The 25,186-nt window shown below is 73.6% G+C and carries 19 protein-coding genes and 1 tRNA gene; 10 read left to right on the top strand and 10 right to left on the bottom strand.

Translation table 11 applies throughout. From position 1 onward, the window contains the following. The first annotated feature begins 10 nt into the window (after positions 1-10). Entirely contained in the window at positions 11-2,371 is a 2,361-nt protein-coding gene (locus AC0I8G_RS18575; RefSeq protein WP_471731268.1) for a diguanylate cyclase domain-containing protein, read from the top strand. Here the strand turns inward: AC0I8G_RS18575 and AC0I8G_RS18570 are convergent. The 3 genes from AC0I8G_RS18570 to AC0I8G_RS18560 all read right to left on the bottom strand — a co-directional run bounded on the left by AC0I8G_RS18570 (position 2,346) and on the right by AC0I8G_RS18560 (position 4,338). Then, entirely contained in the window at positions 2,346-3,389 is a 1,044-nt protein-coding gene (locus AC0I8G_RS18570; RefSeq protein ID WP_471731267.1) for a DUF559 domain-containing protein, read from the bottom strand. The two genes, AC0I8G_RS18575 and AC0I8G_RS18570, sit on opposite strands and share 26 nt — an antisense overlap. Before the next feature lie 149 nt (positions 3,390-3,538). Beyond that, positions 3,539-4,042, bottom strand: coding sequence for an OsmC family protein (locus AC0I8G_RS18565; protein ID WP_471731266.1), 504 nt, complete (start codon positions 4,040-4,042; stop codon positions 3,539-3,541). 8 nt (positions 4,043-4,050) lie between these two features. Next, the gene (locus AC0I8G_RS18560) at positions 4,051-4,338 is read right to left on the bottom strand and encodes a hypothetical protein (RefSeq protein WP_471731265.1); all 288 of its coding nucleotides are present in this window, start codon (positions 4,336-4,338) and stop codon (positions 4,051-4,053) included. A 247-nt stretch (positions 4,339-4,585) separates the two neighbouring features. On the opposite strand from AC0I8G_RS18560, the gene AC0I8G_RS18555 reads away from it, so the two are divergent. The 3 genes from AC0I8G_RS18555 to AC0I8G_RS18545 all read left to right on the top strand — a co-directional run bounded on the left by AC0I8G_RS18555 (position 4,586) and on the right by AC0I8G_RS18545 (position 11,543). Next, positions 4,586-6,739, top strand: a complete 2,154-nt coding sequence (locus AC0I8G_RS18555; protein ID WP_471731264.1) for a putative bifunctional diguanylate cyclase/phosphodiesterase — start codon at positions 4,586-4,588, stop codon at positions 6,737-6,739. Positions 6,740-6,817: 78 nt separating this feature from the next. Next, the gene (locus AC0I8G_RS18550) at positions 6,818-8,935 is read left to right on the top strand and encodes a SpoIIE family protein phosphatase (RefSeq protein WP_471731263.1); all 2,118 of its coding nucleotides are present in this window, start codon (positions 6,818-6,820) and stop codon (positions 8,933-8,935) included. A gap of 115 nt (positions 8,936-9,050) precedes the next feature. Further along, the gene (locus AC0I8G_RS18545) at positions 9,051-11,543 is read left to right on the top strand and encodes a SpoIIE family protein phosphatase (RefSeq protein ID WP_471731262.1); all 2,493 of its coding nucleotides are present in this window, start codon (positions 9,051-9,053) and stop codon (positions 11,541-11,543) included. A gap of 10 nt (positions 11,544-11,553) precedes the next feature. On the opposite strand, the gene AC0I8G_RS18540 is transcribed toward AC0I8G_RS18545, so the two are convergent. Further along, positions 11,554-11,922: an ATP-binding protein gene (locus AC0I8G_RS18540; protein WP_471731261.1), complete on the bottom strand. Its 369-nt coding sequence runs from the start codon at positions 11,920-11,922 to the stop codon at positions 11,554-11,556. 158 nt (positions 11,923-12,080) lie between these two features. Here AC0I8G_RS18540 and AC0I8G_RS18535 point away from each other — a divergent pair, with 158 nt between their 5' ends. From AC0I8G_RS18535 to AC0I8G_RS18515, 5 genes are all read left to right on the top strand, one after another. Further along, positions 12,081-13,124 carry an NAD(P)-dependent alcohol dehydrogenase gene (locus AC0I8G_RS18535; RefSeq protein WP_471731260.1) on the top strand — a complete coding sequence of 348 codons (1,044 nt, stop codon included), beginning with the start codon at positions 12,081-12,083 and terminating at the stop codon, positions 13,122-13,124. Between the two features lie 97 nt (positions 13,125-13,221). Next, positions 13,222-13,893, top strand: coding sequence for an NADPH-dependent F420 reductase (locus tag AC0I8G_RS18530; protein ID WP_471731259.1), 672 nt, complete (start codon positions 13,222-13,224; stop codon positions 13,891-13,893). A 138-nt stretch (positions 13,894-14,031) separates the two neighbouring features. Beyond that, the gene (locus AC0I8G_RS18525; RefSeq protein WP_471731258.1) at positions 14,032-16,305 is read left to right on the top strand and encodes a putative bifunctional diguanylate cyclase/phosphodiesterase; all 2,274 of its coding nucleotides are present in this window, start codon (positions 14,032-14,034) and stop codon (positions 16,303-16,305) included. Then, positions 16,302-17,291 (top strand): D-2-hydroxyacid dehydrogenase, encoded by a 990-nt coding sequence (locus AC0I8G_RS18520; RefSeq protein WP_471731257.1) that lies wholly within the window; start codon positions 16,302-16,304, stop codon positions 17,289-17,291. The genes AC0I8G_RS18525 and AC0I8G_RS18520 overlap by 4 nt, the downstream gene beginning before the upstream one ends. Continuing rightward, positions 17,288-18,166 carry a diacylglycerol/lipid kinase family protein gene (locus AC0I8G_RS18515; protein ID WP_471731256.1) on the top strand — a complete coding sequence of 293 codons (879 nt, stop codon included), beginning with the start codon at positions 17,288-17,290 and terminating at the stop codon, positions 18,164-18,166. The genes AC0I8G_RS18520 and AC0I8G_RS18515 overlap by 4 nt, the downstream gene beginning before the upstream one ends. On the opposite strand, the gene AC0I8G_RS18510 is transcribed toward AC0I8G_RS18515, so the two are convergent. From AC0I8G_RS18510 to AC0I8G_RS18485, 6 genes are all read right to left on the bottom strand, one after another. Further along, on the bottom strand, positions 18,159-18,953 hold the full coding sequence (locus AC0I8G_RS18510; protein ID WP_471731255.1) for a nucleotidyltransferase domain-containing protein: 795 nt from the start codon (positions 18,951-18,953) through the stop codon (positions 18,159-18,161). The genes AC0I8G_RS18515 and AC0I8G_RS18510 overlap by 8 nt on opposite strands. A 50-nt stretch (positions 18,954-19,003) precedes the next feature. Further along, positions 19,004-19,792 (bottom strand): alpha/beta fold hydrolase, encoded by a 789-nt coding sequence (locus AC0I8G_RS18505; RefSeq protein WP_471731254.1) that lies wholly within the window; start codon positions 19,790-19,792, stop codon positions 19,004-19,006. A 10-nt stretch (positions 19,793-19,802) separates the two neighbouring features. After that, on the bottom strand, positions 19,803-21,353 hold the full coding sequence (locus AC0I8G_RS18500; protein ID WP_471731253.1) for a GGDEF domain-containing protein: 1,551 nt from the start codon (positions 21,351-21,353) through the stop codon (positions 19,803-19,805). A gap of 98 nt (positions 21,354-21,451) precedes the next feature. Further along, on the bottom strand, positions 21,452-21,829 hold the full coding sequence (locus AC0I8G_RS18495; protein ID WP_380257734.1) for a hypothetical protein: 378 nt from the start codon (positions 21,827-21,829) through the stop codon (positions 21,452-21,454). A gap of 78 nt (positions 21,830-21,907) precedes the next feature. After that, positions 21,908-22,000 (bottom strand) — tRNA-Ser (locus AC0I8G_RS18490). A 70-nt stretch (positions 22,001-22,070) separates the two neighbouring features. Next, on the bottom strand, positions 22,071-24,287 hold the full coding sequence (locus AC0I8G_RS18485; protein WP_471731252.1) for a sensor domain-containing protein: 2,217 nt from the start codon (positions 24,285-24,287) through the stop codon (positions 22,071-22,073). A gap of 129 nt (positions 24,288-24,416) precedes the next feature. On the opposite strand from AC0I8G_RS18485, the gene AC0I8G_RS18480 reads away from it, so the two are divergent. Continuing rightward, on the top strand, positions 24,417-25,157 hold the full coding sequence (locus AC0I8G_RS18480; protein WP_471731251.1) for a polyprenol monophosphomannose synthase: 741 nt from the start codon (positions 24,417-24,419) through the stop codon (positions 25,155-25,157). The last annotated feature ends 29 nt before the right edge of the window (positions 25,158-25,186 follow it).

The raw sequence follows: 25,186 nt of genomic DNA, 5'->3' as shown, positions 1-25,186 counted from the left end.
TGTCTCGAGGGTGACTCTCCGGCCCCTCCCGCGGGTCGACGTACCTGCGTCGGCCCGGAGCGTCTGCTTCGCCGCTCTGTTCTTCGGCGCCGTCTACCTCGGGCGGCTCACCGTCATGGACGGGACCAGCCTGGCCGTCGTGTGGCCCGCCGCCGGGGTCGCCGCCGCGTGGCTGAGCGTCCAGCACGGAACCCGGACCCGCTGGCTCGACCTCGGCCTCCTCGCCGCGGTCACCGTCGCCGTGAACGCGGCGACGGGCGCCGGGCCCGTCCTCCTCGCGGGTTTCGTCGTGACCAACGTGGTGCAGGCGGAACTGTTCGCGGTGCTGCGCCGACGCTGCTTCTCCCCCGCCGCGACCTCCTTCGGCAGCCGCCAGCTCGCGGTGCTGCTCGCCGTGACGACCGCCGCCTGCGCCGTGGGGACCCTCGGCGGGATCGTGACGATGCTGCTGAACGGTTCGCCCGTGACCTGGATCCGGATCGCCGTCTGGTTCACCCGGAACTGGGCCGGGATCCTGCTGGTCACCCCGGTGCTGCTGCGCGCGTTCCACCGCGTCCCCGTCCGCCTCCCGCGCGGCGCCGGTCGCAACGCGGAACTCACCGGCGTCCTGGGCCTGTCGCTGCTGGCCTACGTCGGGGTGTTCTGGGGCATCGAGGGACTGCCCCTGGCGTTCCTGCCGCTGGCCACGACGATCTGGCTGGCCCTGCGCTTCGACACCACGATCGTCGTCGTCACCGACCTCGTGATGGCGGCGATCACGATCCTCGGGACCCTCACCGGCCACGGCCCGTTCGCCTCGATCCACGACCCCCTCACCCAGGTCCTGGTCGTCCAGGTCCACGTCGCCTTCCTGGCCGTGCTGGGCCTCGCCCTCGCCGTCGGCCGCGACGAACGCACCTCGCTGGTGGGCCGGCTCTCCGCCGCGACCGCGGAGGCTGTCGAGGCACGCGCCGAGGCCGAGCGCCACGGCCGCTTCACCGACGCCGTCCTGGCCGGCGTCGGCTCCGGCATCGTCGTCTCCGACCGGGACGGGCGGCTGCTGCTCTTCAACGACACCGCGCGCGCCTGGCACGGTCTCGACGCCGACGCCGGCCTCGATCCCGCCGAGCACGCCGGGAACTACCACCTCTACGGCCCCGACGGCTCGACCCCGCTGGCCGACGCCGACATCCCGCTGCTGCGGACGCTCGCGGAGGGCACGGTGAGCAACGCCGAGATCGTCATCGCCCGTCCGGACGGCCCCCCGGTCCCCGTGGTCTGCAACGGCCGCACCGTCACCGGTGTCGACGGGGAGGTCCTCGGAGCCGTCGTCGCCATGCACGACCTCAGCGACCTCCGGGCCCGCGAGACCGCCCTAGCGGAGGCGAACGCCCGGCTGGCCACGCACGCCACCAAGGTCGAGCAGCTGGCTGCGGCGTCCCGGACGGTGCTGAGGGCCGAGGACCCGCGCCAGGCCGTCTGCGCCGCCGCCGCCGAGATCGCCGGTGCCGACGCCGCCTACCTCATGCAGCCCGACGGGCAGGGGCGACTGGTGACGACGTCGACCGTCGGCCTGCCCGAGGACCTGGTGCTGAGCGTCGACGTCCGCCACGACGTCAGCCTGGTCCTGACCAGCTACCTGTTCTGCGAACCCGTGTTCGTGGCCGACGTCGAGACCCACCCGCACGCCAGCGCGGTCCTCATCGAGGCCTGCGGCACGGTGTCGGGCGCCTGGCAGCCCGTCGTCGACGCCGACGGCCGCGTCGTGGGGGTCCTCGGGATCATCTGGCGCCACCGGCTCGCGGTGCTGGAACCGACGACCGCCGTCGTCCTCGAAGGCCTGGCCGCGGAGGCCGCCCACGCCTTCGCCCGCGCCGACCTGCACACCCAGCTCGCCCGCGCCGCCCAGCACGACGCCCTCACCGGCCTGGTCAACCGCCGCCGCTGGGACGACGTGGCCCGCCAGGAGATCGCCCGCGCGACCCGGCAGCGCGCACCGCTGACGTTCGCGCTGCTCGACCTCGACCACTTCAAGCGCTACAACGACACCCGCGGCCACCTCGCGGGCGACGAGCTGCTGCGGGCCTTCGCCGCGGCGGCGGGCGAGCAGCTGCGCGAGCTGGACACGCTCTCGCGCTGGGGCGGGGAGGAGTTCGCCGTGCTGCTGCCCGGCTGCGCCGCGATCGACGCCGTCGACGTGCTGGACCGCATCCGCGCCGCCGTGCCCGACGGCCAGACCTGCACGGTCGGGGTCTGCGAGTGGCTGCCGGGGATGGATGCCGAGGAGGTCATGGCCGGCGCGGACCGGGCGCTGTACCGGGGCAAGGACACCCGGAACGTCACCGTCGTCGGGTCCTGCGCCGACGTCACCGTCGTGGGCCCGGCGAGGTGAACGCGGCGGACCCGACAGCAGCACCGGCGAGGTCTCGCCAGGAAGTGGAACGTTCGGCGGCCGTTCGCGCCTGGGAAGCCGCCGAAGGTTCCACTCCTCCGCCGGGTCGGACGATGCGACCGTCGGAGAGTCGCGCGAACCACCCAGCGCCGGCGAGCCCGAGCCGCTGAGCCTCGTGGAGGCGGTGGACGGTGCGGGGTCGGCGGATGGTGACGTCGGGCTCGAAGAAGCGCAGCACCCGCAGACCGACGATCTCGAGACGCGCCTCCCGCAGGTGGTCCTCGCGGGCCCGTCGCTCGTGCCACGTCCGACCGTCGTACTCGGCGACGAGACCGGTCACGGGGTCGAGCAGGTCGACCACACCCAGACGGTGCCCGTCCGCGGTGAACACCTCGACGTTGGCCAGGGGACGGACGAGACCCGCGTCGCACTGCCAGACCAGTCGCAACCGGGTCTCCCCCGGGGACCACGAGTGCTCGCTCAGCAGCTCGAGGAGCTTGCGCAGCGACGGCAGTCCCCGCATCCCCGGGTGAGCCGCCACGAAGGCCCGGACGTCCGCGACGGAGACCAGCGGCGTCGCCAGCAGGCACTCCGCGGCCGCGATCCCCTCCCTCGGGTCCTGCGCCCACCGGATGAGGTCGACGACCGTCTGCTCGGGGCTGGTCACGGGCAGACCGGCGGCGTCACGGACGTCCTGGATGCCCGAGCGCAGGTAGCGGATGCCCGGCCTCGGGCGCAGCTTCGACGTCCTGGGCAGGTGGATGAGGACGTCCTGGGGCCCGTCGGGGCCGATGCCGTCGAGGTGTCGCGCGCCGAGGAGCCTGGCTGCGGCCCAGCCACCCAGCACGTCGCCGGGGCGCATCAACCGGGAGGCGGCCTGGATGCGCAGGTCCGGGGAGTCGGGAACGTCCGCGGCGACGTGGATCCCACGGTGCACCCGACGGAACCGGCGCCCCGCGAGGACGTCCTTGCTGATCCCTGCAGCGGTGAGGTCGGCGGTGCGCTCGGGGAGGTCCATCCACCGAGGGTGGACACCCGGCCGCGCCCACGGTCCGCACCGTCCACAGGCACCGGTCCAGAGCGTCCCTGTGCACAGAAGAACGCGACGGAAGGGGAACGTTCGGCGGCTTCCACCGGCCGGGAAGCCGCCGAACGTTCCTCTTCTCGTCAGACGCTCAGCGGGACCGCGCTCCAGGTGCTGGTGAAGGCGAGGCCGCTGCGCTGGAAGAGCTGGGTGACGGGGCAGCGGCGCTCGGTCTCGCCCTGCAGCCGCGCGAACTGCTCGGGGGTCGCGTCGGTCTCGAGGGTCACCTCGACGGTGACGGCGTCGAAGTTGGCGTTGCCCTCGGCGCCGGTGGAGATGACCGACGGGTCGAGGTCGCCCTGGGCCCGCAGCTGCCAGCGGCCGAGGGTGAGCCCGAGGCTCTTGGCGACGAGGCTGCCGGTGACCTGGTGGCAGGAGGTCAGGGCCCCGAGGGCGTAGCTGAGCGGGCTGGGTTCGGCGTCGGCGCCGCCGAAGGCGGGCAGGGTGTCGGCCCGGAACTGGTGCGGGTCGTCACCGAGGGCGGTGAGGGTCTGGGCGACCCCGGTCCCCTCGGCCTCGACGACGAACGGGACGGTCTGCTTGGCCACGAGGTCCTCCTGCGCTGCGCCCGGCGGTCGGGAACGCACGACGAAACCTACGGTCGCCGGGGGGAAGCGCCAACGGAGGTCAGCCGGGACGGCTCGGGCGCGCGGCTCATCAGCCGCTCCCGCAGGAAGGTCTGGAGGTTCGCGCCCAGCGGGTCGCCGGGTTGGGCCTTCTCGGGGTCGTCCAGGCCCCGTTCGCGGCGGGAGACCTGAGGGCCGGTGGCGCGCAGCGACAGGAGGAGGCGACGGGAGTACGTCCCCGCGAGCAGACAGTGCCTGGCCTCGGCGCGGAGAGTCAGGTCGAGCCCGTCCAACCAGTCGTCGAAGGAGGCGATCACGCGGTCAGTGTGCACCCCGGTCGTCCACCTCCGGATCACCCGAGGGCCGACCGAGGGGACCCGACCACGAATGGTCACCACACAATCTCCCTCCGTCACCAAAGTGGTGTCACGCGCAACGAGATGGCTTGTCCCGCAGGCCTATCCCGGCCTGGATCTCACCCATTCGACCGATCTATCTGGTCATCACCCGCGCCGATGACCAGGATGGCGGGCGGGAGGGGCCACGAGCACCGAGGGGGCAGTCATGGGGGACACGGTCGTCACCGCGGTCGCGCTCGTCCGCACGACGGTCATCGCCGCCTCGTTCGCGGCCCTGACCTTCCGGGTGCGCCGCCCCGCCGGTGAGAGGTCGGTGTGGCGCTCCTACCAGTTCGGCGTCGGGACGCTGCTCCTCGGTTCCGCGCTCGACACCGTCGTCCGGGCCGGCGGGATCCGGTCCCCCCTCACGGACGTCGCGCTCGTCGCCTGCGCGCAGACGACGTGCTTCTTCCTCTACCGCGCCCTGCTGCACTGGAACCGCCAGCGCACCTCGACGTCGGGCACCGGCCGGGCGGACTGGCTGCTCGGCGTCGGGAGCACGGCTGCGTTCACCGGGATCCTGCTGACGGTGGCCGCGTCCGCCGGCCACCGGGCGGGCACCTTCGCGACGCAGCTGCACGCCTTCCACCTCGGCGCCCTGCTGGTGCTCCTGGCCTCCTACGTCGTCGTGATGATCTCGGCCCAGGCCGTGCGCAACGCCCGCGGCTGGGTGGTCGTGGCGAGCGTCGCCGCGGTGCTGGCCGGACAGGCGCACCTCGCGCTGCACCCCTCGGCGACGGCTCAGGTCCTGGCCTCGCTGTCCTGGGCCGCGCTCGCCGCCACCCTCGGCGGGTGCGCGCTGCTGCGCCCCTCGCGCGGGGACCCCTCGGTGCCGTCGCCGCTCTCGCTGGCGCTCAGCGCGTTCGGGGCGCTCGGGCTGGGTCTGGTGACGGCCTTCGCCGCCCTCAGCGTCCCCGGGGCCCGCGCCGCGCTGGTCTGGGCGGGGCTCGCGATGCTGCTGGCCTGCGTGCGGTTGTTCCGCTTCGTCGGCGAGATCACCGGGCAGGACCGCGACCGTCGCGCCGCCCGCACCGACGAGCTGACCGGGCTGGGCAACCGCCGGGCCTTCACCGCGGCCGTCGAGGAAGCCTGCGCGGGAGAGGCGCCGGTCGCCGTCGCCCTGCTCGACCTGGACCGCTTCAAGGAGGTCAACGACCACCACGGTCACGGCGTCGGGGACCGGCTGCTGCAGGTCGCGGCCGTCCGGCTGCAGGAACTCACCCCGCCGCGGGGCCTGCTGACGCGGCTCGGCGGCGACGAGTTCGCCGTCGTCCTCACCGGAGCCGACGCGGCCGCCGCGCTGCGCACCGCTCGGACCTTCGCCGCGGCGATCGGCGGCGGCCTGATCGTCGAGGGCCGCTCCTTCGACGTCGGCGCCAGCGTCGGCGTCGCCACCTCTACCGGTCTCGACGACCTCGACGGGCTGGAGCTGCTGCGCCGAGCGGACGCCGCGATGTACGTGGCGAAGGGCGACGGCGGCGGCGCCACGCTGCACGACGACGAGATCGACCGGCTCTGGCGGGGGCGCGCCGACCTGGCCGAGGACCTGCACGCCGCCTTCGAGTGCCCGCAGGCCCTCCCGTTCGAGGTGCACTACCAACCCCAGCTCTGCCTGCGCAGCGGCGAGGTCGTCGGCGTCGAGGCCCTGGTGCGCTGGCAGCACCCCCGGCACGGGCTGCTCGCCCCGGCCGCGTTCCTCTCGATCGTCGAGGAGCGCGGGCTGATGCCGGCCCTCACCTCCCACGTCGCCCGGACCGCGAGCGCCGACCTGGCCCGGTGGCGCACGGCGGGGCTCGACCTGCGGTTGTCGATCAACACCTCCACGACGTACCTGTCGGACCCGCAGCTGCTGGAGGTCCTCGACGAGGTCGTCCGCAGCGGTACGGCCTCCTCCCGCCTGGTCGTCGAGGTCACCGAGACCACCCTGATGCGGGACCCGGAGCGGGCGCTGGCGATGTGCCACGAGATCACCGCGCGCGGTTGCGCGCTGAGCATCGACGACTTCGGGACGGGGTACTCCTCGTTGGCCTACCTGGCGAACCTGCCGGCCACGGAGCTGAAGATCGACCGCTCGTTCACGATGCGTGCGCTGACCGACGAGCGGATCGCGGCGATCGTCGCGGGGACGGTGGAGCTGGCCCACCACCTGGGTCTGCGGACGGTGGCGGAGGGGGTCGAGGACGAGGCGACGCTGGAGCTGCTGCGGCGCACGGGGTGCGACGAGTCGCAGGGCTACCTGCACTCGCGGCCGGTCCCGGCGGCGGAGCTGGTGCGCTGGGTCCTGGAGCGGCGTCGGGCCGCGGCCGTCGCCGTGGTGTGAGGGCAGGACCACCGGGACGGCCCCCGGGCCCCGCGCTCAGGCTCGCGCCACCCCGGAGTGGGGCTTAACCTCTTTCCGATGGACGGGACGAACTCGACGGCGTTCGCCGGGACCGCCGCGCAGTTGCCACAGGTCCTGCACGGTCAGCCCGGTGCGGTGCTGCTGGTGCGGGTGGCCGACGGCGTGGTCCTGTTCGCCAACCCCCTCGCGGACCAGCTCGCTCCCGGGGTGTCCCTGCCCTGCGCGGTGGACGACTGGTCGCGGGCGGCGGGTCTGCAGGCTCCCGACGGCATCGACATCTCGGACCCGGCGACGGGCTCGTCGCCGCTGTCGCGGATCGCCCGCGGCGAACCCGTGCACGGCGAACGCGTCACCGCGGCCCGGTCCTCCGACATGTCGGGCGCCCGTGAGGCGTTGTGGGTCATCGGCCTGCCGTTGTCGGACGCGCCCGTCGACGAGCTCAGCGGGCTGGCCCTGGTGGCGTTGCTGCCGCTGCGCGAGGAGGGACTGGTCCGGGACGCGAAGGAGTCCGCGGAGCGCCTCCACAGCCGCGCGGTCCTGGCCAGCGACCTGTCGTTCACGATCTCCGACCCGGCCCAGCCGGACAACCCGCTGGTGTGGGTGAACCCCGCCTTCGAGCGGGTGACCGGGTACGGCCGCGAGGTGCTGGGGACGAACTGCCGGTTCCTGCAGGGGCCGGAGACCGATCGCGACGCGGTCCAGCGGATCCGACACGCCCTGGAGACGGGCGAAACGATCACGGAGCTCCTGCTGAACTACCGCAAGGACGGCACGGCGTTCTGGAACGAGGTGGTGATCTCCCCCATCCGCAACGCCGAGGGTCGGGTCACGCACTTCGTCGGCGTGCAGTCCGACGTGACGTTGCGGGTGCAGGCCGAGCGCGAACGCGATGCGGCGCTGGCCTACGCCCGCGACGCCCGGCACCGGCTGGAGTTCCTCTCCAGGGTGACCGAGCAGTTGTCGGAGGTCCTGGACCCCGCTGCCGCGCAGGACCTCCTGCCCTCGCTGGTCGTCCCGGAGTTCGCCCAGTGGGCGTTCGCGACCCTCCTCGACGGGAGCGGCCGGACGCGGCACGTCCACGCGTCGCACGCCAACCCGACGCTGGCCGCCGAGACCGACCGGTTCCAGGAGCTGCACCACGGTCTGGGTAACGGCTCGATCTCCCTGCGCGTCCTGCACGGGGAGCTCGGGCCGACGCTGGTGACCGTCGAGGACGAGCACGTCGACGCCGTCGCGTCCACCGAGACCGCGCAGGTCCTGCGCCGTCTCGGGCTGGGCAGCGCGATCGTCGTGCCGTTGCGCGCGCGGGGCCTGGTGACGGGTTCGCTGACGCTGCTCTCCGGTCCCGACCGGGCCGCCTTCACCGAGGACGACCTGGCGACGGCGAGCGACCTGGGGGCCCGGGCCGGGGTGGCGCTGGAGAACGCCCGGCTCTACGCCCAGCAGCGGACGTCGTCGGAGACGTTGCAGCGCAGCATGTTGAGTCCGCCGACCCAGTCGGCCGGGCTGTCCATCGCCACCCGCTACCACCCGGCGGCCGAGGCGGCCCAGGTCGGTGGGGACTGGTACGACGCGTTCACCCAGCCCGACGGGCGGACCGTCGTCGTCATCGGTGACGTCATGGGTCACGACGTGTCGGCGGCGGCCGCGATGGGCCAGCTGCGGACCCTGGTGCGGGCACTGGCCTACGACCGTTCCGCGCAGCCCGACGAGGTCCTGCGGCGTCTCGACGAGGTCCTCGCGGGCCTCGGCCTGACGACGCTGGCCACGGCGGTCGTCCTGCAGCTCGACCCCGAGTCCGCCGACGGCGCACGCGTGATCCGCTGGTGCACGGCCGGTCACCTGCCCCCGGTGGTCGCCGACCCGGACGGATCGGTGCGCTTCCTGGCCGGGGAGGGGATCGTCCTGGGACTCGGTGCCGGTCAGCAGCGCGTGCAGCAGGAGGCTCGCCTCGAGCGGGGGTCCACGCTGCTGCTCTACACCGACGGTCTGGTGGAGCGGCGCGACCGTCCGATGGACGTCCGTCTGGGTGAACTGCGCGACGTCGTGCACGCCGTGGCCGGGGTGGAGGGGGCGGACGTGGAGACGCTCTGCGACCAGCTGCTGGTGCGGATGCTGCCCGACGGCAGCGACGACGACGTGGCGATCGTCGCGGTCCGCGTCACCCGTACCTGACTCCACACACCTTCTAGACCCTTCTAGACGCTCCCGACCGTACCGAACCGAACACTCTGCGTCATGATGTGTGACGGGGAGCATTCGACGCCGCCCCTTCGAGGGGAGCCGACGGGTGACGGAACAGACCGGCGAGGACGCCCGCATCGCCGCGACCGAGCGCCTGCTGGGTGCCGCACCGCTCGGCGCCCTCGACGTCGTGACGTCGCTGGCGGCGCAGATGCTGCACACCACCTCCGCCGAGGTCTCGCTGGTCACCGACGTGCGCCACACCGTCACCGCGGCCGGCGAGACGGCGCAGAACGCCGGTTCGAGCACCTCCCGCATCGACTCCTTCTGCGCCATCGTCGTGGAGGAGGGGCAGGCCCTCGTCGTCGCCGACGCGGTGCACGACGTCCGGGTGCGCGACCGCCGCCCCGTGGTGACGGGGTTCCTCGGGTCCTACCTCGGGGTGCCGATGGTCGCCGACGACGGCCACGTCGTCGGGTCGCTCTGCGTGCACCAGCACGAACCCCGCGGCTGGACGGCCCGCGACCAGGAGATCCTCACCGAGCTCGCGAGCGCGGCCACCGGCCATCTCGAGATCTCCGCCCTCACCGACGACTACCGGGGGCGACAGCGGGCCGCGGAACTCGGGTCGGCCGCCACGGCGGCCGGGATCGGCACCTGGGAGTGGAACTTCGCCGACGACTCCCTCGTCTGGGACGACGTGCTGCTGGACCTCTTCGGGCTCACCCCGGAGACGTTCGGCGGCCGCATCGACAGCTTCAACGCCGCCGTTCACCCCGAGGACCTGCCCGAGGTCACCCGCCTCCTGGCCGAGGCCATCGCCACCAGCCGGGTCTACGAGGCGCAGTTCCGGATCCTGCGCCCCGACGGCGGACTGCGCTGGATCGCCGCCCGCGGGAAACCCTCCCCCGGCCTGGACGGTCGCGTCGACCGGTTCGTGGGCGCGGTGACCGACCTGACGGCGTTGCGGCGCGGGGAGGCGCGCATCGGGACCGTCCTCGACACGATGGCCGTCGGGTACGTCGCCCTCGACCGGGACGGACGGTTCTCCTACGCCAACGCCGAGGCCGAACGGGTCCTCGCGACCCCGCGGGCGCAGTTCCTCGGCCGGACGGTCCGGGACGCGTTCCCGCGGATCGAGGGCTCGACGCTGATCCAGGAGTACCGCCGCGTCGCGGACGGCGGCGCGAACGTGTCCTTCGACGCCTACTACCCACCCCCGCTCGACGCGTGGTTCGAGGTCCGGGTCGTGCCCGTCGACGACGGGGTCGGGATCTACTTCCTGGACATCAGCGGACGAATCGCGGCGCAACAGGAAGCGGAACGCAACGCGGAACGGGCCGCCGCCCTGGCCGAGGTCGCCGGCGCGTTCGCCGAGACCCTCGACGCCGAACAGGCCCTGCTGGACGCCGTCCGCGCGCTCGTGCCGCGGTTCGCCGACTGGACCATCGTGTCCACCCTCGACGGGGGAACGGCGCCCTGGAAGAAGCGGCTGCGCGACGTGGGGGCCTGGCACCACGACCCCCTGCTGCGGGGGGTCCTCGAGGAGTACCGCGGACTGCGGGTCGAGGCGTTCACCGACGACTCCCCGGTCCGCGACGCGCTGACCCACGGGACCCTCGTCCTGGTGGACTCCGCCGCCCTGCCCCCCGGTCGCCTCCTGGAACCCGGGCGCGCGCACGAACTCCTCGTCGACCTGGCTCCCGCCACCACCGTCGTCCTGCCGTTGCGCGGGCGGGGCCGGACCCGGGGACTGCTGACCGTGGTCCGCACCGCGGACCGCGAACCGTTCTCCGCCGAGGACACCGCCACGCTGGAGGAGGTCAGCCGCCAGATCGGACTCGGCCTGGACAACGCGCAGCTCTCCGCCGCGCAGCGCGGTCTGGCCGAGGAACTGCAGCTGAGCCTGCTCACGGAACTCCCCCGCTTCGACGACCTGCAACTCGTCGCGCGCTACGTCGCCGCCGCCGACGGCGCCCAGATCGGCGGCGACTGGTACGACGGCTTCACCGTCGCCGACGGCAGCACCTTCCTGGTGATCGGCGACGTCACCGGCCACGACCGGGGTGCGGCCGTCGCGATGGCGCAGGTGCGCAACGTCCTGCGCGGGGTGGCCCACGCCCTCCGCGACTCCCCCGCCCGCATCCTCGAGGCCCTGGAACGGGCGATGCGCGACCTCGCCGTCGACACCCTCGGGACGGCCGTCCTGGCCCGGGTCGAACGGGGTCCGACCGACACCACGCGCGTGCTGCGCTGGTCCAGCGCGGGCCACCTCCCCCCGCTGGTGGTGCACGCCGACGGGCGGGCGGAACTCCTCGACCGCCCGCACGACCTGCTGCTGGGTCTCGACTCCGGCCTGCAACGGCACGACCACACCGTCGCCCTGCTCGAGGGCGACACGCTGCTGCTCTACACCGACGGACTGGTGGAACGCCGCGACGAGGACCTCGACGAGGGGCTCGACCGGTTGCGGCGCAACGCCGTCGAGCTCGCCGGACTGCCTGCGGACCGGTTCTGCGACACGCTGCTGGCGCGGATGTCACCGGGCAGCGAGGACGACATCGCGCTCCTGCTGCTCCGCGTGCACCCCACGTCCTGACCCGGCGGGGTCAAGCGGAGAGGTCGCACCAGACGGTCTTGCCGCTCGCTTCCGGGCGCACACCCCAGGCGGAGCTCAGGACGGCGACGAGCCCGACCCCGCGTCCGGACTCGGCGTCGGCGCCGGGGGTGGACAGCTGCGGCGTGGCCTCGCTGCCGTCGCTGACCTCGAGGTGCAGGACCCCCGAGCGGCAGTCCACGCAGGCGCGGACGGGGGGCTGACCGTGCTCGACGGCGTTGACGATCAGCTCGGAGATGACCAGCAGAGCCCGGTCCAGGACGTCCCCCGCGTGGTCCGGGCACATGCGCGAGCGCACGAACACTCGGGCCCGACGGGCCGCGGACAGGTCCGCCGGCAGGTCGAGCTCGGCTTCGGGCATCGCCTCGCACACATGACCATGGTGCTGCCGGTACGGGTGGGCCGCGTCTGGTAGAAGGTGCAACCACTTGTTCTGCGCCTTCCCAGGTGTCGGGATACCGTCGGCCACGGCGCAACGACGCGTGTCCGCACCCCCCGGCAACAAGCACTGGAGAAGTCGTGCCCACCACAGTCAAGGCCTACGCCGCCACGTCCGCGACCGAGCCCCTGACGCCGTTCGAGGTCGAACGCCGCGACGTCGGGCCCAAGGACGTCGCGATCGACATCAAGTTCGCCGGCATCTGCCACTCCGACATCCACACCGCCCGCAGCGAGTGGGGCCCCGCGAACTACCCGGTCGTCGTCGGCCACGAGATCGCCGGCATCGTCACCGAGGTCGGCTCCGAGGTCACCAAGTTCTCCGTCGGCGACCGCGTCGGCGTCGGCTGCATGGTCGACTCCTGCGGGGAGTGCAAGAACTGCACCGCCGGCAACGAGCAGTTCTGCCTCAAGGGCAACATCGGCACCTACAACAGCGTCGGCAAGGACGGCCAGCCCACCCAGGGCGGCTACTCCCAGGCCATCGTCGTGACCGAGGCCTTCGTCCTGAACATCCCCGACGGCATCGAGCTCGACGAGGCCGCGCCGCTGCTGTGCGCGGGGATCACCACGTACTCCCCGCTGCGCCACTGGGGCGCCGGCCCCGGCAAGAAGGTCGCCGTCGTCGGCCTCGGTGGGCTCGGCCACATGGCCGTCAAGATCGCCGCCGCCATGGGCGCCGAGGTCACCGTCCTGTCGCAGTCGCTGAAGAAGCAGGAGGACGGGTTGCGCCTGGGCGCCGCGCACTACTACGCGACCTCCGACGACGCGACCTTCGAGGACCTCAAGGGCTCCTTCGACCTCATCGTCAACACCGTCAGCGCGCAGCTGGACTTCGACAAGTTCCTCTCGCTGCTCGAGGTCAACGGCGCGATGGTCAACGTCGGCCTGCCCGAGAAGCCGATCTCGCTGCACATGTTCTCCGTCGTCATGGGCAACCGCAGCTTCGCCGGTTCCAACATCGGCGGGATCCGCGAGACCCAGGAGATGCTCGACTTCTGCGCCGAGCACCACCTCGGGTCCGAGATCGAGACGATCCCGGCCGAGAAGATCAACGAGGCCTACGAACGCGTGCTCGCCTCCGACGTGCGCTACCGCTTCGTGATCGACACCGCCACCCTCTGACCCGCTGCGTCCCGGCGCGCGACCTCGCGCGCCGGGACGTGCCCTGCCCTCGACCCCCGGGGGAGCGCACCGGCGGGAGGCGACCTACGGTGCGGACATGGACATCGGCATCATCGGCGCCGGCAACATCGGCGGAAACCTCGCACGCTCCTTCACCGGTCTCGGTCACCGGGTCCGGATCGCCAACTCCCGCGGACCGGAGACGCTCGCGGACCTCGCCGCGGAGACCGGCGCGGTCGCCGTGCCGGCGGGCGAGGCGGCGCAGGGCGCTGAACTCGTGGTGGTGACCGTGCCGCAGAAGAACGTGCCGGACCTGCCCGCGGGTCTGCTCGACGCCCTCCCCGACGGCACCGTCGTGATCGACACCGGCAACTACTACCCCCGTGAACGCGACGGCCTGATCGCCGAGATCGAGGCCGGCACCCCGGAGACCGTGTGGGCCGCGCAGCACCTCGACCCGGCCGGTCGGCTGCGGTGGGTGAAGGCGTTCAACGGCATCCACGCCGAGCACCTGCTCAGCGCGACCCGTCCCGTGGGCGACATGGAACGCCGGGCCCTGCCCGTCGCCGCCGACGACGAGGAGGCCAAGGCCACCGTCATCGCCCTGCTGGACGAGATGGGCTTCGACGGCGTCGACGGCGGATCGCTGGCCGACTCCTGGCGCCAGCAGCCCGGCACCCCCGTCTACGGGGCCGAGGGCAGCGCCGAGACGATCACCGCGGCCCTCGCCGCCGCGCCGCGCGAGCGCCCCGCCGACTTCCGCGCCTGACCTCACCCCGGTGACCGGGAGGTCCACCCCCGCGTTCGCGGAGGTGGGCCTCCCGTGTGTCGAGGGGAAACGCGGCCATCCGGGTGGTTGAACGTCAAATCACCTTTCCGGCACCCGTTCAGCGTCGAAGGTGGCGTTGTGAAGACGATTCCTCGACGCAGGGTGACCGGGCTGGCGCTGCTGTGTGCCGTCGGCGCGGCCGGGCTCGCGTCGCCGCTGGCCACGGCCGGCTACGTCGTGCTGCTCGTCCTGCTGCTCCTGGCGCTCGTCGTCCGCCCCGTCGTCCGAGCGGAGAGCCGGTGGGTCTGGGGCGGTTTCGCGGCCGGTGCCGCGCTGCTCGCCGGGACCCAGCTGGTCCTCCTGCTGGCCTCGCACGGCGCGAGCGACGTCACCGCGGCGGCACTGACCGAGCACCAGGTCCTCGCCTCGCTCGGGCTGCTGGCCTACCCCGTCTTCTACAGCGCCCAGATGGGTCTGCTGCGCCGGCGCGTGCAGGACCTCCTCCCGAGCGCCTGGCTGGACGGCGCGCTCACCATGATCGCCCTCGCGGCGTTCGCCGCGGCGGTGTTCGTCGAGCCCGTCGCCGAGGCGACCGGGGTCGGCCGCCTCGCGGCCCTCGCGCTCGTCGGCCGACCCGCGTTCGACCTGCTGCTGTTCTCCGTGGCCCTGGCGACCTGCGCCATCCTGCGCCGACGCACCGAGCGCGGCACGGTGCTGCTGGTCGTGGCGTTCGGGGTGCTCACGCTGTCCGACGTCGCCGGCGTGCTCCGCCTGTGCGGCACGTTCACCGGGCCCGCCCTGAGCCCGGCCGTCGACGCCGGCCGTCTCGTGGCGCTCGCCCTGGTCTGCCTGGCCTCCTGGGCGCGCGGCACCGAGCACGTCGCGGAGCGGGTCGTCGCCGGGTGGTCGACCATGCTGACCCCGCTCGTCGTGCTGGTCATCAGCTGCTCCCTGCTCGCCGTCGACCACGTCGACCGGCTGCCCGCCCCGACGGCTCAGCTCGCGCTGCTCGGCCTGGTCGGGGTGGGGTTCAAGGGCGCGGTCGTCTTCCGCGAGGTGCTCCGCCTCGCCGACAGCCGCCGTCTGGCCCTCACCGACGACCTGACCGGTCTGCCGAACCGCCGGGCCCTGGCGGCGGCGCTGCGAGCGACCCAGGAGGACGACGCCCCCGCCGCCCTGCTGCTGCTCGACCTCGACGGGTTCAAGGAGGTCAACGACACCCACGGGCACGCCCAGGGAGACCTCCTCCTGCAGCTGACGGCCCAGCGGGTCCGCGGCGTCGTCCCCGTGGGCGGTCTGCTGACCCGGGTCGGCGGTGACGAGTTCGCCGTCCTGCTGCCCGGACTCGGTGCGGCGCAGGCGAGCGTCGTCGCCGTGCGGATCGCCGAGGCCCTGGACGAACCCGTGCTCGTGGGATCCCGCTGGACCTCCCTCGCCTCCAGCACCGGCATCGCGTCGTGGCCCCTGAGCGGTCACGGACCCGTCGCCGACCCCGCGGGTGAACTGCTGCGTCGCGCCGACGCGTCGATGTACGTCGCCAAGCGCGCCGGCGGAGGGTTCTCGGTCTACGACGACGAGGCCGACCGCGCCGCGCGGGCGCAGCGGTCCCTGGTCGAGGAACTCACCCACGGCATCGCCGCCGGGCAGCTGACGCCGCACTACCAGCCCCAGGTGGACGTCCGCACCGGCCGGACCGTGGGCATGGAGGCCCTGGTCCGCTGGCAGCACCCGCGGCTGGGGACGCTCGCTCCGGCCGCCTTCCTGGACCTGGCCGAGAGCCACGGGCTGATGGCCGACATCACGAGCACCGTCCTGCGCCAGGCCGCGGCCGACGCCACCACCTGGGCCCGGCACGGCCGTCCGTTGCGCATCTCGGTGAACCTGGCGACGAGCTGCCTGCTGAACCCCTCGCTGCCCGACCTGGTCGCGACGGTGCTCCAGGAGTCCGGCCTCGACCCCGCCGCACTGGTCCTCGAGATCACCGAGACGACGTTGATGGCCGACCCGGAACGCAGCCGGGAGACGATCGAGGACCTCCTGCTGCTCGGCACCTCGGTGAGCATCGACGACTACGGGACGGGGTACTCCTCCCTCGCCTACCTGCAGGACCTGCCCGCCGCCGAACTCAAGCTGGACCGCGCCTTCACCGTGCGCCTGACGGGAGATCCCCGCACGGCGGCCATCATCGCGAGCACCGCCGACCTCGCCCACAGCCTCGGGCTGCGGATGCTGGTCGAAGGGGTCGAGGACGCGGAGACGCTGCACCGCCTGGCCGAACTCGGCGTCGACGAGACGCAGGGCTACCTCCACGCACGGCCGATGCCCGCCGCGGCCGTCCTCGCCTGGCTGGCCGGGCACTCCCCCGTCCCCGCCGCCGGAGGGCAGGACCGGATCGCCAGGATGGTCCGGTGACCGCCGACCACGACCTCCTCGTCGTCCCCGCCGGTTCGTCCCCGGACCTCGCGCCGCTGCGGGAACTCACGACCGTCCGCCTCGTGCGGCCGGAGGACCCCCTACTGGCCCAGGCCCTCTCGGACGCCGACGGGCTCGTCGTCTGGGACGGGTTCGACGCGCGGATCGCGCAGGCCTGGGAAGCCGCTGCACCGCAGCGGCTCCGCTGGGTGCACACGAGCAGCGCGGGTCCGGACCGGCTGCTGTTCCCCGCGTTGCGCCGCCACGCCTCCACGCTGACCTGCAGCCGCGGCGTCCTGGACACCGACATCGCGGAGTACGTGCTGACCTGCGTCCTGGGGTTCCTCAAGGACCTCCCCGCCACGGTGCGGTTGCAGGACGAGCACCGCTGGGAGCACCGCGAGACCCGCAGCCTCGCCGGGCGTCGCGCGCTGGTGGTCGGGGCGGGGTCGATCGGCACCGAGGTCGCCCGGTTGTTCGCCGCGCTCGGGGTCCGCGTCGACGGGATCGTGCGCAGCGCACGGCCCGCCGTTGCTCCGTTCGGGTCGTTCTCCGGCCCGGAGACCCTGGCCGACGTGGTCGGTGACCACGACCTCGTCCTCGTCACGGCCCCCCTCTCCGAGAGCACCCGCGGTCTGCTCGGGCGTGAGGTCGTGCAGCGGATGCGGCCGGGGACGATCGTCGTCAACGTCGGCCGTGGGCCGGTCGTGGACGAGGACGCGCTGCTGGAAGCGTTGCAGGAGCGTCGGATCGGCGGTGTCGCCCTCGACGTCTGGACCCGCGAACCGCTGGCCGCCGACAGCCCCTGGTGGGACACCCCCGGCGCCCTCGTCTCCCCGCACCTGGCCGGCGACGTGGTGGGGTTCACCGCGCGACTCGAACTGCTGCTGCTGGACCAGGTCGCCCGCTTCGTCGCCGGTGAACCGCTGCGCCACGTCGTCGACAAGGAGCACGGGTACGTCACAACCCCTACGGTGGCGTCGTGAGCGAACCACTGCGTCGTGTCGTCGTCGTGCTGAACCCGAACAGCACCGGTGACGGCCCCGACAACGCCCGCGGCCTGCGCGACGAACTCGCCCTGACGGCACCGGACCTCCCCGTCGAACTCGTCGAGACGGAGCGCGCCGGCCACGCGGAGGAACTCGCCCGGGACGCGGTCCGGGCCGAACCGGGAACCCTCGTCGTGTCCGCCAGCGGGGACGGTGGCTACCACGAGGTCGTCAACGGCGTGATCTCCGCGGGCCGGGGCGCGGCCGCGGTGCTGCCGTCCGGCAACGCCAACGACCACGCCACCGCGACCCAGGAACGGCCTCTCGCGGAAGCGATCCGGGACGCCGCCACCGCCGGGGTGAGCACGAGGATCGACCTGCTCGAGGTCTCCGGTTCCGGGCGGACCCGGGTGGCGCACTCCTACGTCGGCGCCGGGATCACCCCGGTCGCAGCGGCCGCGCTCAACGAGCACGACCTCGACGCCGTCAAGGAGTCGCTCCTGGTGGCCAAGGCCTTCTGGGGGTACCGACCGTTGACGATCACCCACGACGGCACCGACATCGACATCGACAGCCTGGTGTTCGCCAACATCGACCGGATGGGCAAGTACGCCCAGCTCTCCGAGGGCTCCGCCCCCGACGACGGCAAGTTCGAGACGCTGCTCATCCCGCACCGCGGCAAGCTCCGCCTCATCGCGGAGTTCCTCCGCGTCCTGAGCGGGCGGCACGAGTACCGGTCGCGTTCGACGCCCTACGAGTTCCGCACCCACACCCCGATGCCGTTGCAGCTCGACGGCGAGGTGTTCCACGTCGACGCCGGGTCGAGCGTCACCGTGCGGTGCCTGCCCCTGGCCCTGCAGACCGTCACCTGACCACGGCGACCGTCTCCTCGAGGAGTTCCCGGGCGGTGTCGAGGCTGCGGGCGAGTTCACCGCCGTGGGCGAACACCGACTGGGCCCGCCGGGCGAAACCCTCGGGTGCCCGCGGCAACCGGTCGGTGGCCGCGATCGCCCCCTTCTCGTTGAGGACGTAGCGCCCCGCGTCGGCGTGCAGGGCGTGCGCGCACAGCAGCAGGACCCGGAAGAGGACCGCCGCGACGTAGGCGGCGTCCCCGCGGGGAACCGCCTTCGCGACGCCGCCCAGCAGGAACTCCGCCTCGTCGAGGCGCTGCACGACCGCGGCCCGCAACGCCGGCGGGAACCCGGCGACGGTCTCCTTCAACGCCGCCAGTTCCCCGGTCGGGTCGGCCAGGAGCACCCCGTGGGCGAGTTCCCCGGCGTACGTCGTGCCCGGGAACCCCAGCGGGTGCCCGACCTGGAAGTGCCAGTCGCAACGTCCCGCCACCGCGTCGCGGCAACTCCGCGCGACGCGGTCGACGTCGCGGTAGATCCAGTCCACGGCCGTGCCGTCGACCCGCAGCCACGCCCCGCCGTCCACCCAGGCGCCCCAGTCGCCGGGTTCGCTCACCCCCGTCGGCGTCTGCGACACCTCGTCCGCGAGGCGCTGGAGCGCGGCGACGTCCAGGGGCGGGCGGTAGTGGAGGCCGAGGTCGACGTCGGAGTCCGGGGTGTGCTCACCGCGGGCGCGGGACCCGCCCAGGGTGACACCCACGACTCCGCCGATCCCGACGAGCCGGGCGGCGACGGGTTCCGGGTCCACGGGGCGAGCATCTCGCACCGTCCCCCCGCGGCGTCCAGTGGTTTCCTGCGTCAGAGCGGGGTGAGGAAGGCGAGGGTGGCAGGGGTGGCGAGGGCCCGGAACTCCTCCAGGTAGCCGTGCCGGGCCCCCGGGAACACCGTGAGCCGGGCGTCGGGAACGGCCCGGGCGAGGAGTTCCGCGTTGGCGACGGGCGTCATCGCGTCGTCGGCGCCGTGCAGGACCAGCGTCGGCGCGGAGATCGCCGCCAGGAGTTCGCCGCCGTCGTGGGTGGTGCTGGCCGCGTGGTGCGCGCGACGGACGCGCGGGGTCCCGCGCGGGGTGAACCGCTGCGCGACGTCGGGGTTGGCGTCGATCCAGCCGGGGGTGAAGAACAGTTCCTGCAACCCCCGCAGACCCTCCGGGGTGGCCGTGTGCCGCATCGACCGGGTGACCTCCGGATCGCGCGGGACCTCCTGCGCACCACCGGGTCCGCTCGCCCCCAGCACGAGGCGGCCGACGCGGTCGGGGTGGCGCGCGGCGAGGACCGTCGCGACCCGGCCCCCCATCGAGAACCCGTACACGTGGGCGCGGTCGAGGCCCAGGTGGTCGAGCACGGCGACGGCGTCGTCGGCGAAGGTCGACGTGCTCCACTCCCCCGGGATGACCCGTCCCGCGCCCGTCCCGCGGGTGTGCACGACGACGACCCGGAGACCGGCCGCGGCGAGGTCGGAGCGCAACCCCAGGAACACCTCCGGCCCCAGCGACTGCCCGGCGAGCAGCAGGACCGTCGTCGAACCGCCACCCACGTCGAACCCGAGGGTCCCACCCTCGACCGGGATCGTCCGCTCCTCGAACTCCACGCCGAGCAGGCTAGCTCTCGATGCGCACCGATCCTCGACGGGCCTTCTTGACCAGGTACATCCGGGCGTCGGCGGCCGCCAGCAACGTCTCGACGAGCCCGCCGACCTCGTCGGTGCACGAGGCGGGCAGCGCGGCGGCCAACCGGAACGGGTCCTCGCGGACGGCCCCGATGCTCGCGGTCGCGGTGAGCGGTCGCCCCGCGATGAGGAAGGGTTCCAGCAGCGCCCGGCGCAGCCGTTCGCTCACGTCGCCCGCCTCCAGGCCCGGCTCGGTCACCAGGACGGCGAACTCGTCACCACCCCAGCGCGCCGCGCAGTCGCCCTCGCGGACGCAACCGCGCAGACGTTCGGCCACCCCGCGCAGCAACTCGTCCCCCGCGGCGTGGCCGAAGGTGTCGTTGACGGCCTTGAACCCGTCGAGGTCCACGAAGGCCACGACGACGGGAACCCCGGTCGCCAGGGACTCCCGGACCGCCTCGCCGATCCGGTCGGAGAACCGGCGACGGTTCTCCAGTCCCGTCAGGGGGTCGACGTGGGCCATCAGGTCGAGTTGGCGTCGCTGTCGTTCGGCGGTGGCGAGCAGGACCCGGTGGTCCTGCAGGGCCAGGAACTGCCGGACCACGACCAGGACGGCGATCGTCAGCAGGAGGGCGAGGACGAACCGGTCGGTGGAACTCCACAACCTGACCACGGCGAAGGCCGTCGCCGGGACGAGGGCGAAGTACGGGACGAGCCACCCCCAGGACCCCGCGGACGGCGGACGTCCCGGGTCCCGGGTGGTACGCCGGTAGCGGGCGGTCAGGGTGAACAACCCGAACCCGACGATCCAGCCGACGTCGGCCGGCCCGCCCGTCTCGAAACCACCCCGCAGCAGCCCGTAGAAGTACGTCGCGTCGGCGAACGCGAAGACCCCGCCCCCCGCCAGCATGAGGACCCCGGGGAGCGTCAGTCCCGCGCGGAGGATCGAGATCAGGGTCACGGTGACGAACACGACGTCGAACACCGGGTAGGCCAGGGGGACGACGAGTTCGTGCAGGGACTGGCCGGACCCGCGGACGGCCGACCCCAGCCACAGCACCCAGAGCACGGTGAGCAGCGAGAGGCCGACGAGGCTCCCGTCGATCGCCGCCCGGATCCCCGCGCGCGAACGGACGCGACCGCGCAGGTGCACCAGGGCCGAACCCACCGAGAGCGCGGAGAAGGCCAGGAAGGGCACGTCGGCCCAGTTGGTGGTGCCGACCCGCAGGTGCAGCACGTCCTGCACCGCGAAGATCCCCTGCCCGGAACCCCAGCAGAGGCAGGCCGCGGAGAACAGCAGACGCGGACGCCGCATCCACCCCGCGGTGACGCTCCGGGAGACCCAGGCGTACGTGACGCCGGCGACCAGGGCGGCGAGCGCCTCGACGAGGCCGAAGGCGAGCAGGGTCCCCGCGCTCCCGCGGCCGAGCACCTGCTGGAGGACGGCCAGGGTCACCAGGAGGAGCGCGAGGACGGCGGAGTCCACGCCGAGGCGGCCCGAGGCGCCCAGCGCGTCCCGTCCCCTGCTCGAGCGGTCCCGCACCTGGGGTTGATCGGTCCGGACGGGCGGCGACTGGACGTCCGTTCACCCGTCAGCCGGGTGGGGTCACCCGTCCGGCAGCACCCTGCGAACTGCGAGGGCTACTCCCCGTCGGCGGGGCGCATGAGCCGCAGCACGGGCGCCGTCGTCAGCCGCTGCCGGGTGAGGGCGGCACCGACGAGCACGACGACCAGGCCCAGGAACGCCAGCGGCCAGAAGTTCAGCGCGACCGCCAGCGCCAGCAGCACCAGCGCGACCACGAGGGGGACCACGACGGGCATGCGGTTGTACCAGCGGGGCTGCAGGACGGCCGCGGCGTACCACCAGGCCACGGCGGCGACGCGTTCGTCGGGGTGGCGGCGGCCCTGACGGGCCAGGGCCAGGACGTCCTTGCGGTCCTCGACCGGGAGGGCCTCGAAGGCCCGGACGGCGTTGACCCGCCGCTGCGGGGGCAGTTCGGGCCCCACGACCGCGCTCATCGTCCTACCTCGTGCACGGCCCCATCGTAGGCGCGTGGCGCCGGGGCCCTGCGACGGGTGGCGCCGGTCGTGCTGGTGCGGAGGGCATGGGATTCGAACCCATGAGGAAGGGGTGGTTACCTCCCCAGCGGTTTTCAAGACCGCCGCATTCGGCCGCTCTGCCAGCCCTCCCCCGGCGCACCGTTCGCACGGTCCGCCGGACGGGGACCATCGTAGGGGCGTCGGCCGGCGGGACGGAGCCTCAGCCCCCGCCGGCGGCGCGCGGTCGGCCCAGGTGGAAACCCTGCCCGTGCAGGACCCCGAGGCCGAGGACGCAGTCGAGTTCCGCCTGGGTCTCGATCCCCTCGGCGATGAGCGTCGCCCCGGTGCGCTGGGCGAAGGTGGCCAGCGACGCCGTCAGCGCCTGCCGGGTCCCGTCGCGGTCGATGCCCTGGACGAGGCTCATGTCGAGCTTCACGAACTCCGGGTCCAGGGCCAGGACGTGGCGCATGCTGGCGAAGCCCGCACCGGCGTCGTCGACGGCGATGCGGACCCCCTCGCGCCGCAGCGGGTCGAGGTGGCGCAGCAGCGTGGCGTAGTCCTCCACCTGCTCGTGCTCGGTGATCTCCAGGACGATCGCGTCGAGACGTCGTCCCTGCAGCAGCCGCGCCAGGGCCGGCGACGACGCCACCTCGGGACTGACGTTGAGGGCGAGGAAACCCGCCTCCGGCGCCTCGCGCAGCGCGGCCGTCAGCGCCGCCAGTTCCAACTGCACACCGGCACCGACGTCGGCCGCCTGCGTGAACCAGTCGGCGGGTTCCCCCTCGGGGAACCGGCTCAGCGCCTCGACCCCGACGGGGCGCAGGGTCCGCAGGTCGACGACGGGCTGGAACACGGGCCGCGGGCCGCCGTCGCGGTGCAGCTGGTCCAGGCGGGCCAGCACCCGGCGACGTCGCCCGTTGCGCGCCTCCTCCTGGGTGAGCAGGTCGCTCATGGCTTCCGCGAGCACCTCGAGGACCCCGGCGTCGCGCTGACGCAGGTCGGGTTGGGGCCGGTTCGAGATCGCGCAGAGGGTTCCGTACAGCGACCCGTCCCGGAGGTGGACCGGGGCCGCCAGGTAGGCCCCGATGTCCAGGACCTCGGTCAGCGCCAGCGACGCGGTCGCGGGATGGGCCCGGGCGTCGGGGATCACGGAGTCCAGGTGCCCGTCCAGCAGCCGCTGGCAGTAGGACTCCTCGCGGGGGCAGGCGAAACCCCGCGGATCGCGCACCCCCGGCCCGGTGGCGGTGTACTGCAACCGCCAGGCGTCGTCCTCGAGGTGGACGAGCACCGCCGCGTCCATCCCGAGCTGACGACGGACGGCGTCCAGCAGGTGCTCGATGCGTTCGGGCACGGTCGGGGCGTGCGGCCCGGTCGCCGGGGCGCCCACCACGCGTCCCGGCCCGGGGGAGGTCAGGTCGAGGGCGGCGGACCCCGTCGCCAGTTCGGCCGTCCCGGCCCGGGTGGCCTTGTCCGCGTACATGGCGGAATCGGCTGCGTGCCAGGCGGTGTGCAGACCCTCGGCCGCTCGCCGGGTCGCCACCCCCAGGGAGGCCCGGACCCGGCCGACGCGCAGACCGGTCCGCAGCCGGGCGACCAGGTCGGCCACCGCCCCCGACTCGAGGTCGGGGAGCAGGGCCGCGAACTCGTCCCCGCCCAGGCGCACCACCAGGTCCTCCGGCCGCAGCAGGTCACGCAGCACCCGCGCGGTGCGCACCAGCAGTTCGTCCCCGGCCTCGTGACCCTGGGTGTCGTTGGTCTCCTTGAGCGCGTCGAGGTCGAGGACCAGGACGGAGGCGGTGGTGCCGAGCCGCCGGGCCCGGGCCTCCTCCAGGGCCAGCGCCACGTCCCAGGCCCGGCGGTTGCCGAGACCGGTCAGCGCGTCGTGGTCCGCGCTGGCCTCGGCGTGCTCCGCGCGCCGGGCCTCGGCCTGCAGCCGCACCTCGTAGGCGAGCAGGGTGCCCAGCAGGTTCGCGGCGAGCTCCACCTCGCCCAGCAGCAGGCCCGGGTCGCTCTGCGCCTCGCGGGCCCCGGCGCACAGGCTGCCGAGCACCGTGCCGTCCGGGGCACGGAGCGGGACGGAGAGGTAGCTGATCCAGGGGAAACCGGTCGTCTCGCGGGCGTGGGCCCAGGCCGCGACCTCGTCGACCCGGTTGCTGAACCGGGGTGCGTCGCCGGCCACGCTGGGGGCGCAGAAGGTGTCGGCCCAGGCCAGGACGCTGCCGTCGACCAGACCGACCTCGCCCCCGTCCAGCGCGGAGAGGACCACGTAGTCGTCCCCGTCGCGACGGGCGATCGCCCAGGTGTCCATGCCGACGTGGCGGTGCAGGTGCTCGAGGGTCGCGGTGGCGGCCGAGGTGAAGTCGACGACAGGCGGCCCGGCCACCGTCGCGGAGGTCAGCTCGACGGCGGACCCGGCGACTCGCGCTCCGATGGCCACTCACGGATCCTCCTCGCACACCGCGTTCGGCGCAGCACGAGGAGTCACGAGCGGGTGAGCGGCCGGTGCGCGGGGTGGACTGGGGTAGCGTCGGGCGCCCGTCCGTCCCCGATCACGAGTGAGTCCACGTTGGCCGAAGCCCTGCGCTGCGTCGTCGTCCTGCCCACCTACGACGAGGCCGACAACATCACCGGGATGATCGAGCGGGTGCTCGCCTGCCCCGTCGCCCCGGACGTCCTGGTCGTCGACGACTCCTCCCCCGACGGCACCGGCGCGCTCGTGGAACGGATCGCGGCCCGGTACCCGGAGGGACGGGTGCGGTTGCTGACCCGCACCACGAAGGACGGCCTCGGCGCCGCCTACCGCGCCGGGTTCGCGCACGCCCTCGCCACCGGCGACCACGACGTCGTCGTGCAGATGGACGCCGACGGCTCCCACCCCGTCGAGGCTCTCCCCCGGATGCTCGCCGAGATCGCCGGCGGGGCCGACCTCGTCCTGGGCGCGCGCTACGTCCCCGGCGGTGCGCTGGACGACGCGTGGCCCTGGTACCGGAAGGCGTTGTCGCGCGGAGCGAACGTCTACGCGCGGGTGCTGCTGAGCGCACCCGTCGCCGACCTCACCGGCGGCTTCAAGGCCTGGCGCGCCGACTTCCTGCGCGCGCTGGACCTCTCCCAGCTCACCGCGGCGGGCTACGCCTTCCAGATCCAGACGACCCTCGCCGCGCTCCAGCAGGGCGCGACGGTGCGCGAGGTGCCGATCCTCTTCACCGAGCGCACCCACGGGACGTCGAAGATGTCGAAGGAGATCATCGGCGAGGCGATGCTCGCCGTCGTCCGGATGCGCCGCTTCGGCCCCACCGGCCGCCGCTGACCCCCTCCGATCCGTGATCTCGCGGGATT

It is taken from the genome of Kineococcus sp. AC630 (assembly GCF_979255925.1).
Note: the sequence above shows the minus strand (reverse complement) of the source record. Positions and strands in the feature narration are given on the sequence as shown.